This window comes from Pseudomonas sp. LBUM1668, from assembly GCF_059695715.1.
Map to the genome: position 1 here is coordinate 2,863,164 of NZ_CP166787.1, position 14,211 is coordinate 2,877,374.

Consider the following 14,211-nt stretch of genomic DNA (forward strand, 5'->3'; position numbering starts at 1 on the left):
AACTCCCTGCTTATTTGTGGTGAGCTTTACCCAGCGCCTTGGCGACCAGTTTTTCGTAAAGTTCAGCGTACGGTTCGACCGCTTTGCACCAGTTGAACGGCGCAGCCATGGCGCGGCAACGCATGGCGTTGAGCAGTTCGGGGAAAGCGAAAACCTTGAACGCGCGGTTCAACGCTTCGCGATAGCTTTCAGGCGTGGATTCGTCGAAAAGAAACCCGGTCATACCGTTCTCGATAGTGTCGGCCAGACCCCCGGTATTGCGTGCCACGGGCAGTGAACCGAAGCGCTGCGCGTACATCTGGCTGAGGCCACAAGGCTCATAACGCGAAGGCATCAAGAGGAAATCGCTGCCGGCAAACATGCGGCGCGCGTCGGTTTCGTTGAAGCCGATGCGCACACCGATCTGGCCTGGGAAGCGCAACGCGAGTTCACGCATGGCCTGTTCTTCTTCCGGTTCGCCACGTCCGATGATCGCGATCTGCCCACCGTTCTGCACGATGTACTCAGAGACCGATTCGGTCAGGTCCAGGCCTTTCTGATAAACAAGGCGCGATACCACGGCGAACAGCGGGCCGGTGGAGTCTTTCAGGCCAAACAATTGGCGAACGTGCGCGGCATTGACCGCTTTGCCTTCCCAGTCGCCGATGGCGAACGGCGCGAACAGATGCGGGTCGGTTGCAGCGTCCCAGCTTTCATCGATGCCGTTGGGGATGCCACTGAGCAAGCCTTGCTGGGTCTTGGCGGCGAGAAAACCGTCTAGACCGCAGCCGAAATCCGGTGTGGTGATTTCCTGCGCGTAGGTGGCGCTGACCGTGGTGATGTGGCTCGAATAGGCCATGCCGGCCTTGAGGAACGACATCTTGCCGTAGAACTCCATGCCTTCCTGTTGCAGGGCATGGTTGGGAATGCCGAGCTCCGGGCAGGAGCCGAGGCTGGTCACGCCTTGATAAGCCAGGTTGTGGATGGTGAACAGGGTTGGCGTACGCTGACCGCGCCAGTGCATGTAAGCAGGCGCCAGGCCAGCCGGCCAGTCGTGGGCGTGCACCAGGTCCGGGCACCAGTGAATTTGTGCGAGGTTGGCGGCGATATCGGCAGCGGCCAGGCCCAGACGTGCGAAACGAATGTGGTTGTCCGGCCAGTCGCGGCCGTTGTTGGCGCCGTAGGGCGAGCCTTCACGCTCGTAGAGTTCAGGGCAGATCAACACGTAGATCACCAGCCCGTCGGGCATGTCCATGCGCCCGATCTTGCACGGCGGCAGCGCTGCATGGCCGCCGAGTTCGCCGATGATGTGGATCGGGTTCTCGCTGTGCATCACCTGCGGGTAACCGGGGATTAACACCCGTACATCGTGCAGATGCGCCATGGCGCGGGGCAGGGCGGCGGACACGTCACCCAGACCGCCGGTTTTCACCAGATCGGCGATTTCCGAGGTCACGAACAAAACTTTTTTCTTGTTGGGGTTCTGACTGGCTACCGGTGTCAGCGTTTTGCTGCTCGGGACGTTGATCGACCGGCTGCCGGGAATGCTGACGGTGCTCGCTTCGCCTATCGACTGCTGAGCACGTTCTCCCTGAATGTCCAATGCCGCACTGATCATATGAATCTCCCGTGTTGTTGATCTGATTCTTGTCTCAAACAAACGATGTCCATGGCCAAATCCTGTGGCCGGGCGCAAACGCACCGCGCAGGGGGGAGCAAACGCTACCCAACACGCGCAAAGCAGAATGGGTGGAGAGGCCATTGCAAGGATTGCACCACTCGCTTAAGCCCTACCTTTGAGATGACCCGCCGGGATCGGCAAAAGTTTCGACTAATTTTCGAGTTTGCGACCGGGCGGTTTTACCCCGCGAAAATGAGTCTAGGCCAGATCCTAGAGCGGGCCAGAGCAAATGGGTAAATTGTTCGACAATCGGTTGCACGGTGTTGCGAGTGGCGGTGTGTAGGGGGAAACGCACCGACGAAGGGCAGGTTTTTTTGCTTGGAGGGATCAAAACGGTGACCGGACGGTCACGTTTTCGTGCTAGCCAGGAAGGTGGATGCACTGTTGTGGTGCGGGCGGTTTGTTGATAAGCCGATTACCGTGCCCCTATGTAGGAGCTGCCGAAGGCTGCGATCTTTTGATCCTTGTTTCCAGGTTAAAAATCAAAAGATCGCAGCCTGCGGCAGCTCCTACAGGGGATCTCAGTTGAGCAGACGTATTGAGTCGCCTGCCGACCAAGCCTGAATATCCTCGATCATTTGTGAAAAGAACTGCTGATAATTCTGCCGGCTCACATACCCCACATGCGGGGTTGCCAGCACATTGTCGAGTGTGCGAAACGGGTGCAGTGCTGGCAGCGGTTCCTGATCGAACACATCCAGTGCCGCACCGCCGAGCTGTTGTTTCTGCAAGGCCTTGATCAGCGCTGCTTCATCGACAATCGGGCCGCGGGCGGTGTTCACCAACAGTGCGGTCGGCTTCATCCAGGCCAATGCCTGCGCATCGACCAGCCCACGACTGCGATCGCTGAGCACCAGGTGCACGGACAGCACGTCCGCCTGTTCAAACAGTTGCTGCTTGCTGACATAGGTCACGCCGGCTTGTTGCGCGCGCTCAGCCGTAAGGTTTTCGCTCCAGGCAATAACGCGCATGCCAAATACCTGCCCGAACTGCGCCACCCGTTGGCCGATGCTGCCCAAGCCGAGGATGCCCAGCGTCTTGCCATGCAAATCGCCGCCAAGGCCTTGTTGCCACGCACCTGCGCGCAATGCATTGGCTTCATTGAGCAGGTTGCGCGTGGCGGCCATGATCAGCGCCCAGGTCAGTTCCGGCGCGGCATGTTTATAGCTGTCGGTGCCGCAGATCTTGACGCCCAGCGCCGCTGCGGCTTGCATGTCCAGCGCCGCGTTGCGCATACCGCCGGTGACCAACAACTTGAGATTGGGCAAACGCTTGAGCAGATCTTCGTCGAAACGCGTGCGTTCGCGCATCACGCAGATCACCTGATACTTGCCCAGTCGTTGGGCCAGCGTGGCATTGTCCGCCGGGTAATCATGCTCGAACGTCACCTCACCGAGGCTGTCGAGGACCGACCAGTCGATCACATCGCGCGCCACGTCCTGCCAGTCATCGATCACCGCAATCTGCACCGCCATCAGCCTTACCTCATCAATCAACGGGATTGGTTTTGTTCAGCCAGCCGAGCAGGGCCTGATGAAACTTCGCCGGCTCTTCCATCTGCGGCGCGTGGCCCATGCCGGGGAATTCAACCAGAGTCGACTGCGGGATCAGTTTGGCGACCTGTTTACCCAGCACCTCATAGTGACCGATCTTCGCTTTCACCTCAGGTGGCGCGAGATCCTTGCCGATGGCCGTGGTGTCGGAGGTGCCGATCAGCAACAGTGTCGGCATCTTCAAGTCCTTGAACTCGTAGTACACCGGCTGGGTGAAAATCATGTCGTAGATCAGCGCCGAGTTCCACGCTACCTGGGTCTTGCCCGGGCCTTTGCTCAGGCCCGCGAGCATGTCGACCCAACGGTCGAACTCAGGTTTCCAGCGGCCATCGTAGTAAGTGGTGCGCTCGTAGTCGCGAATGCCTTGAGCGGTAACTTTCAATTCGCGTTGATACCACTGATCCACCGTGCGGTACGGCACGCCGAGGGCTTTCCAGTCTTCCAGGCCAATCGGGTTGACCATTGCCAACTGGTCGACCTGATCCGGGAACAGCAGCGCATAACGCGTGGCAAGCATGCCGCCGGTGGAATGGCCGAGCAGGGTGGCTTTCTGGATACCCAGCGCTTTGAGCAACTGCTGGGTGTTGGTCGCTAGTTGCTGGAAGCTGTACTGATAATTGTCCGGCTTGCTGGAGGTACAGAAGCCGATCTGATCCGGCGCGATCACCCGGTAGCCAGCCTCGCTCAAGGCCTTGATCGAACTGTCCCAGGTAGCGGCGCAGAAATTCTTGCCATGCATCAACACCACGGTGCGGCCGTTGGCCTTGCCGTCGGCGGCGACATCCATATACCCCATCTGCAAGGATTTGCCCTGGGACTGGAAATCGAAGTGTTTAAGCGTGTAGGGGTAATCGAAACCTTGCAGCTCTGGCCCATACGCCGGGCCTTCGGCGGGCGCTGTTGCGGTTTGCGTGGCGCCATGGGCAAACAGCGGCAGGGCGGCAGTCAGGAACAGGCCGGGCAGCCAGCGAGATAACGTGACAGTCATAAGGGCAAACTCCATTGAAATCGGCCGATGCTCGAACGGCAAGATTACGGGGACGTTAAACACAGGCAATGTGCAGGCCTGATGGTTCAACCGATCCAGCCCAGCGTCAGCATGGCCAGCACGCCATACCGCGCGCCTTTGGCGAGGCTGACGATCAACAGGAACCGCCCGAGCGGCTCGCGCATCACCCCGGCAACCAACGTCAGCGGATCGCCAATAATCGGCAACCAACTGAACAGCAGTGTCCAATGGCCGTATCGTTCGTAGTGCTTGCGCGCCTTGTCCATGTGCCTGGCGCTGACCGGAAACCAGCGCCGATCCTGAAATCGCTCAAGCCTGCAACCCAGCCACCAGTTGACCAGCGAGCCAAGCACATTGCCCACGGTCGCCACCGCCAACAATCCCCACAGCCAGTAACGGTCGCTGACGATCAACCCGACCAGCAAGGCTTCAGATTGCAGCGGCAGCAACGTCGCGGCGCCGAATGCGGCAAAGAAGAGGCCTGTGTAAGCAGCGCCCATCAATGGGCCGGGTAGTCCGCCACTACGACGTCAGCTCCGTCCTTCTTCAGACCGATCACTTGATAAGCGTCGCTCATACCGTCCATTTCCATGCCCGGCGAGCCCATCGGCATGCCCGGGGCAGCAACACCTAGCAGATCTTCACGCTTGCTCAGGGCGAGCACTTGCTCCGCCGGCACATGGCCTTCGACAAATTTGCCGTTGATGATTGCGGTGTGGCAGGAAGCAAGCCGTGGCGGTACGCCGTGTTGTTGCTTGAAGCTGCTCATGTCGGATTCGACGTGGTCTTCGACTTTAAAGCCGTTGGCTTCGAGGTGGCTGATCCATTTCTTGCAGCAGCCGCAATTGGCGTCGCGATGGACTTCGATGGGGATCAGGTCGGCAGCTTGGGCCAGGGAGGAGATGAACAGGGCGCTCAGGGCGACCAGGCGCAGATGGGTTCGCATGATGGACTCTCGACTCGGGTGGCGGTCAAAAAGAACTTATTTTGACCGGTTTTTCCTGCCAGGCATCAACTCAGTGTTTCAAGTTGCTACAAGACAGGCTGGCAGAATAATCGTAGATCAACCCTGACAGCCCGATGAGCGAGAGATGACAAATCCGTAAGGTTGCACGCGATCCCGTGTAGGAGCTGCCGCAGGCTGCGATCTTTTGATCTTTTAAAAGCAACATCAAAAGATCGCAGCCTGCGGCAGCTCCTACATGAGATTGAGGTGGATCAACGCACCTTGAACCGCCCCATGATCGCGCTCACCCGGCTGTTGGCTTCCAGCAACTGGCGGGTGTTGAGTTCGCTGGCGTTGCCGCTTTGTACCAGTTCATCGACCATGTGGCGGATCTGCACCATGCTGCGATTGATCTCTTCGGTCACCGCGCTTTGCTGCTCGGCGGCGGTGGCGATTTGCGTGCTGAGGCTGTTGATATGGCTGACGGAACCGGCCATTTCATCCAGCCCCGCGTTGACCCGTGCCGTGGCGTCGGCTGCCGACTGGCAACTGGCCTGGGTGTTTTCCATGGCGCTGACCGACGAACTCACCCCTTGGGTCAGACGCTTCAACATCTCGTTGATTTCCGAAGTGCTGGCCTGAGTGCGGGCGGCGAGGGCGCGCACTTCATCGGCTACCACGGCGAAGCCGCGACCCTGCTCACCGGCGCGGGCCGCTTCGATGGCGGCGTTGAGCGCCAACAGGTTGGTCTGGCCGGCAATCGCGCCAATCACCCCGAGAATCTCGGTGATGCGTTGGGCGTCCTGTTGCATGTTTTCGACTTTATGGGTGGCGCTGGCCACTTCATCGATCAGCGCGACCACGCTGTTGGTCGCCTCGCCTACCACCACCCGAGAACGGTCGGCGTTTTCGTTGGCGCGCTGGGTGAAGGCAGCGGTTTCAGCAGCGTTCTGCGCCACGCTGTCGGCGGTCGAGCTCATCTCGGTGATGGCGGTGACGGTCTGATCGGTTTCAGACGCGTGACGCAGCAGGATCTGGCTGGTATGCGCCGACGTGCGTTGCAGGTTGTCGAGGCTCGACGCCATGGCGCCGGTGGCTTGGGTGACTTCGCCGATCATGTTTTGCAGATAGGCAATAAAGGTGTTGACCGAATGACCGATGGCGCCGAGTTCATCTTCGGCGCGGATGGTGATGCGTCGAGTCAGGTCGGCATCGCCGCTGGACAGCAGGTCGATGTTGGCTTTCAGCGCTTTCATGCGCGAAACCAGCTGGCGGATCGCGTAGACCTGCAACAGCACCAACAGAATCACCAGCGGAATCTGCAACAGGCTCAGGGTGCTGAGCACGTCGTCACGCTGGGCGGTCAGCATTTTGGTCGGCAGGGCCGTGGCGAGGAACCACGGTGTGCCCTCGATCGGGCGCATGAAGAAAGTACTGGCTTCACCGTTGTTGTCGAATTCGACGCGTTGCGCCTGATCGCGACTTTGCAGACCCGCGTTGACCTGGCTGGCGAAGGTCGAGCCGGCAGCCAGTTCGCTGATGTTCTTCAGCACGATCGGGCCGCTGATGCGCGAACTGTTGCTGATGATTTTGCCATCGGCCTCGACGATGAGCATTTCGGCGTTGAGGTCTTTTTCCTTGCGGGCCACCAGATCGTTGAAGAAACCCAGGGTGACGTCGATGGTCGACACGCCCCAGGCGTTGCCGTTTTTCTGGATAGCCATGGCGCAGTTGGTGCGCGGCTCGGCGCTGGCGTCGTCCTTGTAGGCCGCCGCCCAGGCACACTGACCGCGCGGCGTCTGCATGCCGCCCTTGTACCAGGTCTGGTCGTAGTAATTTGGCGCCGCGTCACTGTTCCAGAACGTGTTTACCGCCAGTTTGCCCGAAGCATCGCGGTGCCAGAAGGTGCTGAACTTGTTGCGCCCGGCTTCACGCTGGCCGGGTAGCGGCCAGATACCACCGCCAAACACTTTCAATTCGCCGTATTGATCCACCAGGCCCGGCAATACCGTGTCGATGGCAGCGCTGTCGAGCAGCGGGATGGTCTGGGTGATGCTGCGTTGTTGCGCCTGAACCTTGTTCAACTCGCCCTGAATCTGCTCCGCGACTTCAGCAATGCGGTTGAGCACCACCTGTTCTTCGGTTTGACGCAGTTTGGGTGCGACCAATTGGCTGATACCGACCACGGTCAGCACTGACAACAGCAGCATGAACAGAACCAGAAACAGCGTGTAGCGAGCCTGAATAGTGCGGAATGCGGGCATGGAGACCGGTCCTTGAGCTGCGATTCTTATTAGGGGCGGGAGGCGTAAACATCGCGGGTATCACTAGGTATCGTCGATGCAGTCAGAAGCTTTAGGTACCGGAGTGCTGAAAAGCTGAAGGCCGATGACCGGTCGGTATTGAATTTGATACACAGGAATCAATCAGCCAGGCCATCGGCGTGGATTTTATGCAGGTCGCGATGTAATGAGAGTCTTGAAAGCCAGCATCCACGGAGGTCTGCTGATTTGTATCGAGAATGTACGAGAATTGTAAGTGAGTGCACAAAAAGGGTTGGTGCCATTAGTTGGCCGGTGGATACTCCCCGGCATTCGAGTGGTTCAACAAGGATATTTCATGTTCATTTCACAGGGAGTTTTCTCATGACGATTGGCATTGTCGGCGGCTGGGAAAGCAAGGCTGGCGTCATGGTGCGCAACACGGGCGGCAAAAAGCAGGTGTCCCAAAGCGTCAAGGTGCAGCAAATGCTCACCAAGGTCGGTAACGATCCTAACGCTTTGAACACTGCCGAGATGGACAAGCAAGGCCTGCGCAAAAACATCAAGGGCTTTGATCCCGCGAACGTCTCGGTAAAACAGATGGGTAACCTGGCGGCGATGCTGCGTAGCCGAGGGCTGATCTCGGAAATCACGTCCTTCACCCTGATGAATGCCGGCGACAAGTTCGACCGTTTCGGCGTGACCAAAGACATTGATGCCAAATTCAATGCGCTGGAGTATTTCGCGACTCAGCTTGATGCGATCCAGAACAATGGTCTCAATGGCAACGCGTACGGCAAAAATCTGATCCCCGAATTCAAGAAAGCCATTTACGTCCTGCAAAACCTGAAAACCTATGGGGAAGGCAACGCGCCGCTTCCCAATAAAGACGGCATCAAAGCCAAGGCTTGAGCCGCCAGACAATGACCCGCTCAAGGTGAACGGGTCATTAGCAAGATCTCGGTACGCTCAAGTCACAGCGCTATTTTGCTCAGGCGAGGTACAACTTGCTGTTGCGCCTGATCGTGTAAGTGCTGCATCCGCGAGCAGTGCAGCTCAAGTTTGCCCAGCCGGTAACCCCGGTGAAACAATGCCAGCCATCCTCCCTCCTTACCCTCGACGGGTGCCAGCCCGGTGAAGACAAATCCGATTGCGGTCAGCCTGTTCAGATCGCAGGTAAATTGCTGCGACAATCCGAGCCGGATCGACACCATCCATTGCTGCGGCAATCCCCTTAGCTGCTCGAGCAGATCGGGTCGTAGGTTCTTGAGCCGGATGTCGTAACGATTGGTGTGTCGTTCCAGCTGAATCGCTGGGCCATTCCAGCAAAACCTTTGCTCGTGCGTGCCGAATACATCGGATAAATGTTCCATGAAACTGCGGTAACCAGACGGCCAGGTCTGCCTCGGCAGCGGGCGTTTATACCCGTCGATGATGCGGCATCCCATAACAATGGATTCCGGCGTTGAGCTACCAAACGGCGAGGGCACGTAGTCCGGCAACAGCCCGGTGTTATGAAAACCGAGGTTGGCGGCCATGCGTTGCGTGTACGGATGGTGAGTGACCTGTTTGATGGATACGCTGTGGCAGCCCAGTGCTTGCGCGTGGCTCAGCAGTTGCTGGCTCAGACGCGTGGCAATGTTTTGTCCCCGGGCATCGGGATGGACGGCGCTCAATGCCAGTTCGGCGGTGCGGGCGCCTGTGTCGCGAAACAGGGTGGCGTGCCCGCGTATCTGCCCGTCCAGCTCGGCGACCAGCGAGTGCCAGCGCTGGTCGGCGTGGTTCTGGTTGATCATCTGCGGCAGATAAACATGCGGTTGCACGTAAAGATCGCCGTACACCTCGCGGAACAACTGGCTGACCGCCGTGGCATCGCTGGCGCGATAGTTACGCAGAATCAGCGGTTCCATCCGGACCCTCCTGATCCTTGTGTTCATAGCGACGCAGATCCAGCACGCGCAGGCATTTGCCCGAGCGGGGATGTCGTGGCAGATCCTCATGCGTGCAGCACTGGACGTGCAGTTCCAGCAGATGATCCGTCCGTAATTGCGTGATCAACGGATAAAGCTCAAGCATTGCGTTTTCCAGTTGCTGATTGACGTCGGCGCGGTCGGGAGACTGTGCAGCCGGCACCCATTTGAGCGTCAGTACATCCTTGAACGTGGCCTGTTCAATCACCATTTGCCAGTCGTCACTGGCGGGATTGCGGCGTATCAGCTCGGCGATCTCTTGAGGGACCAGCGACAAAATTCCCACCCGGACTCGTTGGCTACTGGCGCTTCGGCCCTTTAGCGCGAACTTGCGCTGCGCAGTGCCGTGCGGTTCTCGCCAACAGGCGCGGTCGCCTACCGGGTAACGTATCAGCGGCATCAAGCGCCGGTGAAGATTGGTCAGGACGAGCAAACCCACTTCATCGCAAGACTCGATCACCTCTCCCGAGTATTCGTCGACGATTTCCAGGAAGGCGTGATTTTCATGCATTCGATGTTCACCCTCGGCGCAATCGCGTTGACTGCTGCCGATAAAACCGGCGTCGACGCTGGCGTAGCCGATTGAGGCGATGCGCGCGTTGGGAAACGCCAGGTTGAGAAGCTGGCGCTGTGAATCAAACAGACTTTCGCCGCCATAGAGCAGCGTGTCGACAACCGGCAACGTTTGCTCGCGCCGTTCAAGCCATGCGGCAAAGGTCAACAGATGTGCCGGCAAGCCTGCAAGTACGTTGATCCGATGCTGCTGGATGGATTGCGCCAATACCTGCGAATCGATGTCGCCGGTGAACGGAAACTCGGTGATGTCCACACGGACATGTGCCAATGAATCGTGGATGAACAGGAAGCTGGCATACAGGTCGCCAGCAAAAAACAGATTGGCCACCCGGTCGCCCGGTTTGAATTGGGCGCTGAGGGCGTTGCCGAAATCGCCGACCAGGCGCCGCCATTCTTCCCGGGTGTAGACAGAAAGTTTGCCGGCGCTGGTGGAACCGCCGGTTCTGAATACCAGTGCCCCCTGCGCCGAGTTGGTCAATACCGGCCACAGATCGAGAGTTTCGCTGTTACGCCAGAATTCGTCGGGATCAATTACCGGTAGCTCGGTGAGCAACGCTACTTGTCTAGGGACTTCGGCGAAATGTTGGCGGTAATAGTGCGAGTGTTGACGAGCGAAGTTGATCAATTCGCCTACTGAGTCAGTGATGTTCACAAGGTTGACCTTTTTTATAGTTTCTGGCTTAGCTCACGGGAAGTATCAGTTGCGCGAATCGATCAATAACGGCGTCTTGCCGCTGTGCTTGTTCCGGGTGAAGTCTTTGATGGCACAGACTTCAACTTCGAGATTCAGCAATCGGCTTTGAATAATCGTTGCCAGGGTCGCGTAATTCGCCAGTCGGGCCTGCACGTCGACAGTTTCAAGTTCGCTGCGCAAACGCATGCGCTCGACACCGTCGCAGGTGTGATCCAGTAGCAGTTGAAATGGCACTTGCAGATGCACCGCCAGTTCGCTCAAAGAAATGAAGTCGGAGCCAATGCGGATCAATTTGCCGTGACGCTGCAGCAATTCGAAGCGTGGAGAAGCCAGTCCGCAAGCGCAGGCGCCAGGCACCCAGCGGCCGGTGTCGCCGACGTCATAGCGCTGAACGTTTTGCCCCTCCCGCGCGATTGAGGTGAACAACAAGCGGCCGACTTGATTGCCGACCACAGGCTCATCGGCATCCAACGCGACAATTTCCAGATGCTGGGTGTCGTTCATCAGATGAAAAATGCCATCCCCCGTAGCCTGACAGGCATGGCCTAGAGGGCCGGCGTCGACACTCCCGTAAATCGCCGAGCGGATGCTGGTCACACCGCAACTGAGCAGAAGCGCACGACTCGGTTCACTGAGATGTTCGCCAGCGAGAAACACCTTGGTGATGCCGCCGTAGGCTTGCAGCCGCTCCCGCTCATTGAGGAACAGTCGGTGCAGAGTGCTTGGCATGCCCATCAGCACTGTCACGCGCTGGCTGATGATCAAATCGGCGATTTCGCGGTAATCGTCATCGGCCGGCGCGCCCATTGGCAGGTGGGTGATGTCGAGCAGTTCAAGCACTTTGGCGAAGCTGAGGAAGCCGCCATACAACCCGCCGCAGAAGAACAGGTTCATCACCCGATCCCGCGCCGGATCCAGCCCGGCCGCGAACAAGCCGTCCGCCGTCGCGCGCATCTGTCGATGGAAATCACCATAGCTATAGCCGGACAGCGCTGGCGTCCCGCTGCTGCCACCGGAGCGGAAATACAACTGCGCCGTCGCGTTGAACGGCTGGCCGTTGAGGCTCTCCTTGTCCATGATTGGCTGCCCGCAAAGCATTGCGGGTACAGGCGCGCGGTCAAGGGTGGCGTGGCTTGGCAACCGGTCGGCGGCGACGCTGACGGACACGCGTCGACTGAGCCGTTGCAACGCGTAAACGCCATCATGGGGCTCACCGTCATAGCCGTCGTGAATGCCGGCCACTGGCGCGATGCGCGTCACACCGGCACTGATCAGCCTCCGCGCCAACTCGCCGATCTGTGCTTCGCCGCACAGCAGCGCGCAACTTTGCAGGACATTGCGCCATGGCAGCAGGGTTTCAGTGATCAGCTGCCGTGGTACCGGATGCAGTAGCACGCTGCGAAATAGTGGGGAGGGTGCTAGCTGACGCTCGTGCGCCCAGATCACCCGCCAACCCGGCGCGCTCCAGACATGGCCGGTTTGTTCAGCGAAACTCTGCGCCAAGCGTGCCATGTGCGTGTGCGTGGTGATTTGCGCGGCTTCCTGTGGCGTTGGCAGCAGCGCCGGCCATCGCCCGGCGCGGCGCTCGAAGGCTGCCGCCAGGCGTTCACCTATCTGGCGCAACACCACCGGGTTGTCACTGTCCACCAGCAGCCATTGCGGGCTGGAGCAGGCTTGCTGATCCAGCCGACAGACTTCATCGGCGACGGCATTGAGGTTTTGCGCTGTGGCGGCATCGGGGGTCAGATAGACGAAGCTGATGCGATGTCCCCAATCGATCCAGCGGCAACCGGCCGGTAGCTGTTTGCGAATGGCTTGTAAGGCGGGTTCGCCTCCCCACGCCGCAACGCCATTGGCGTGTTTACACAGTTGCCCGATCTGCCCGGTGCTCACTGGCAATACCGCCACGTAACCAGCGAGTTGGCCACTCGAATCGCATTGCAACAACGCGTGCAGTAACCGTGCGGTCAGGCCCTGGTCGCTGCTGCTGGGCCGTAACCAGTTGACGTTGCCAGCCAACAGACTTTCCAGTACCGCGCAGAACGCCAGCAACGGCGCATTGCCCGGCGTGATGTGCACCACCAGCCCGAGTGGGCTCCAGCATTCGAAGCGCGATTGTCGATAGTCGATGCGGCGCAAAGAACCTGGTTGTGCGCCCAGTTCGCGTTGCAGTTTGATCTGCAACGCCTCGGCCGTGCAGAACTCGATCAGGGCCTGTCGCTGTTCGAGATCAAGCGCGAGTTCTTGATTGTCGCCGCTCAATTGCTCAGCAAAGCAGGTCGCGGCGCTGATCACAGTGCTGCTTTCCAGCGGCGTGCTCAGATGATCCGCAAGATCTGCCTGAAGGCATTCGAGGGTAGCGTCAAGGTCGTTGGCGTCGCGTAATTGTCCGTCGATCAAGTACATATCAGTAGCCCCCCAGTAGTTCGGCCGCTGCCATCGCGCAACTTCTGCCAGCGGTTGTGCCCGCGCGGCCATGCAGTTCAAACCAGTCGCTGCTCAGCCCGCAGTCGCAACTTCCGCCGGGGTGCAACGTCGCCAGGTCGCTCATCACCACCGCATGCGCGGGACTGGACGAGATGTAGGGCGAGACGAATCCCAGCAGGCCTTGCTGGCCGTAAGGCTGAACTGAAAAATCCGCGGGATGGCGCACGTACACCTTCGAATAGACCGGGACATGAAAACGCTGATGGGCGCATTCGATGTAAGGCACGGCATGCTCGACGGCGCCGTAGCCATCTCGACAACGCGAGGTTTCAATGCCCAGTTGGCGGTGGATGCAGGCATATAACTGTTGCCTGGGAATCTCATGTGCGGCCTGGGTTTTCCAGCCACCGCCGAAAAATGCCAGTGAACCGGCCGGCAGTTTCAGATTTGTCATGCCGAGGGCCTGCATCTGTTGCAAGGTCTGCCAGAGAAACGCCGGGAAGCCGAGGATGCGCACCGGCAGACCTTCTTCGGCAAACGCCTGCAAGGCCTGGATGACGCCAAACACATCAAACTGATGACTGTCACCGGTGCTGCGCAAGGCATACACCACGCGGTTGGCGGGAGCGAAACGGCACAGGAACTGATCGGTGAAGGAGGTGCCGAGCGTGATCTGCCCTTGCGGCTCGTAACTGAGCAGCAAATAGTTGCAGGGCGTGTCCGGGGTGTCCCAGCCGTAATAGCGGAAGATCTGCGCGACCATGAATTGCGCCGCGCCAAGGCTGCGCTCGTCGTAGCGCATGCGGCTGCGCTGACCGCTGGTGCCAGAAGACGTCAGTTCCAGGGCATCGGCGCCGGTGCTGCTGAGCAGCAGCCGTTGCTTGAAAAAATTGGCGAAGATCGGTGGCAAGCGCGACCAGTCATCAAGCGTGTCCAGTTCATGCGCACCGAGCCCGTGGGCGTTCAACCAATGTTCGTAGCCCGCTGTGTGCCGGCAATGAAAACGACTGATCTCGGCCATGGCCCGTTCGAACAGGCCCGCTGGCACGGAATCCGGGCAATAAGGATGGGGCAACGCGCATAACGCATCGCTCGCGGGTAAATGGATCATCGAA

General features: G+C 59.1%; 11 protein-coding genes. 1 reads left to right on the top strand and 10 read right to left on the bottom strand.

The window, feature by feature from the left end; all coding sequences use genetic code 11:
- Nucleotides 1-10: 10 nt before the first annotated feature.
- The 6 genes from glgA to ACA061_RS12920 all read right to left on the bottom strand — a co-directional run bounded on the left by glgA (nucleotide 11) and on the right by ACA061_RS12920 (nucleotide 7,432).
- Nucleotides 11-1,597, bottom strand: coding sequence for a glycogen synthase GlgA (gene glgA, locus ACA061_RS12895; RefSeq protein WP_497301798.1), 1,587 nt, complete (start codon nucleotides 1,595-1,597; stop codon nucleotides 11-13).
- A 584-nt stretch (nucleotides 1,598-2,181) separates the two neighbouring features.
- Nucleotides 2,182-3,135 carry a D-2-hydroxyacid dehydrogenase family protein gene (locus ACA061_RS12900; RefSeq protein ID WP_497301800.1) on the bottom strand — a complete coding sequence of 318 codons (954 nt, stop codon included), beginning with the start codon at nucleotides 3,133-3,135 and terminating at the stop codon, nucleotides 2,182-2,184.
- A 13-nt stretch (nucleotides 3,136-3,148) separates the two neighbouring features.
- Entirely contained in the window at nucleotides 3,149-4,201 is a 1,053-nt protein-coding gene (locus tag ACA061_RS12905) for an alpha/beta fold hydrolase (protein WP_150615735.1), read from the bottom strand.
- Nucleotides 4,202-4,287: 86 nt separating this feature from the next.
- Nucleotides 4,288-4,722: a YqaA family protein gene (locus tag ACA061_RS12910; protein ID WP_210554696.1), complete on the bottom strand. Its 435-nt coding sequence runs from the start codon at nucleotides 4,720-4,722 to the stop codon at nucleotides 4,288-4,290.
- Nucleotides 4,722-5,168: a DUF411 domain-containing protein gene (locus ACA061_RS12915; RefSeq protein WP_497301802.1), complete on the bottom strand. Its 447-nt coding sequence runs from the start codon at nucleotides 5,166-5,168 to the stop codon at nucleotides 4,722-4,724. Before ACA061_RS12915 ends, ACA061_RS12910 begins: the two co-directional genes overlap by 1 nt.
- A gap of 272 nt (nucleotides 5,169-5,440) precedes the next feature.
- A complete protein-coding gene (locus ACA061_RS12920) occupies nucleotides 5,441-7,432 on the bottom strand; it encodes a methyl-accepting chemotaxis protein (RefSeq protein ID WP_497301803.1) in 1,992 nt (663 codons plus the stop codon).
- Nucleotides 7,433-7,813: 381 nt separating this feature from the next.
- Between ACA061_RS12920 and ACA061_RS12925 the strand changes: the two genes are divergently transcribed.
- Nucleotides 7,814-8,341, top strand: a complete 528-nt coding sequence (locus tag ACA061_RS12925; RefSeq protein ID WP_210624304.1) for a hypothetical protein — start codon at nucleotides 7,814-7,816, stop codon at nucleotides 8,339-8,341.
- Between the two features lie 62 nt (nucleotides 8,342-8,403).
- Here the strand turns inward: ACA061_RS12925 and ACA061_RS12930 are convergent, their stop codons facing one another.
- Genes ACA061_RS12930 through ACA061_RS12945 form a run of 4 tightly spaced genes read right to left on the bottom strand, consistent with a single transcriptional unit; the run spans nucleotide 8,404 to nucleotide 14,207 of the window.
- Nucleotides 8,404-9,339 carry a GNAT family N-acetyltransferase gene (locus ACA061_RS12930; protein ID WP_497301805.1) on the bottom strand — a complete coding sequence of 312 codons (936 nt, stop codon included), beginning with the start codon at nucleotides 9,337-9,339 and terminating at the stop codon, nucleotides 8,404-8,406.
- Complete coding sequence (locus tag ACA061_RS12935; RefSeq protein WP_497301806.1) at nucleotides 9,317-10,627, bottom strand: phenylacetate--CoA ligase family protein; 1,311 nt, start codon at nucleotides 10,625-10,627, stop codon at nucleotides 9,317-9,319. The genes ACA061_RS12930 and ACA061_RS12935 overlap by 23 nt, the downstream gene beginning before the upstream one ends.
- 45 nt (nucleotides 10,628-10,672) lie before the next feature.
- A complete protein-coding gene (locus tag ACA061_RS12940) occupies nucleotides 10,673-13,075 on the bottom strand; it encodes an aldehyde dehydrogenase family protein (RefSeq protein ID WP_497301808.1) in 2,403 nt (800 codons plus the stop codon).
- A 1-nt stretch (nucleotide 13,076) separates the two neighbouring features.
- Nucleotides 13,077-14,207, bottom strand: a complete 1,131-nt coding sequence (locus ACA061_RS12945) for a LuxE/PaaK family acyltransferase (protein ID WP_210700109.1) — start codon at nucleotides 14,205-14,207, stop codon at nucleotides 13,077-13,079.
- Nucleotides 14,208-14,211 lie beyond the last annotated feature (4 nt).

What these genes read in the sequence shown, in the direction of transcription:
- ACA061_RS12900 (WP_497301800.1), bottom strand. Translation starts at nt 3,135, where the DNA reads ATGGCGGTGCAGATTGCGGTGATCGATGACTGGCAGGACGTGGCGCGC.
- ACA061_RS12925 (WP_210624304.1), top strand. Translation starts at nt 7,814, where the DNA reads ATGACGATTGGCATTGTCGGCGGCTGGGAAAGCAAGGCTGGCGTCATG.
- ACA061_RS12930 (WP_497301805.1), bottom strand. Translation starts at nt 9,339, where the DNA reads ATGGAACCGCTGATTCTGCGTAACTATCGCGCCAGCGATGCCACGGCG.
- ACA061_RS12915 (WP_497301802.1), bottom strand. Translation starts at nt 5,168, where the DNA reads ATGCGAACCCATCTGCGCCTGGTCGCCCTGAGCGCCCTGTTCATCTCC.
- ACA061_RS12905 (WP_150615735.1), bottom strand. Translation starts at nt 4,201, where the DNA reads ATGACTGTCACGTTATCTCGCTGGCTGCCCGGCCTGTTCCTGACTGCC.
- ACA061_RS12920 (WP_497301803.1), bottom strand. Translation starts at nt 7,432, where the DNA reads ATGCCCGCATTCCGCACTATTCAGGCTCGCTACACGCTGTTTCTGGTT.
- ACA061_RS12945 (WP_210700109.1), bottom strand. Translation starts at nt 14,207, where the DNA reads ATGATCCATTTACCCGCGAGCGATGCGTTATGCGCGTTGCCCCATCCT.
- ACA061_RS12940 (WP_497301808.1), bottom strand. Translation starts at nt 13,075, where the DNA reads ATGTACTTGATCGACGGACAATTACGCGACGCCAACGACCTTGACGCT.
- ACA061_RS12910 (WP_210554696.1), bottom strand. Translation starts at nt 4,722, where the DNA reads ATGGGCGCTGCTTACACAGGCCTCTTCTTTGCCGCATTCGGCGCCGCG.
- glgA (WP_497301798.1), bottom strand. Translation starts at nt 1,597, where the DNA reads ATGATCAGTGCGGCATTGGACATTCAGGGAGAACGTGCTCAGCAGTCG.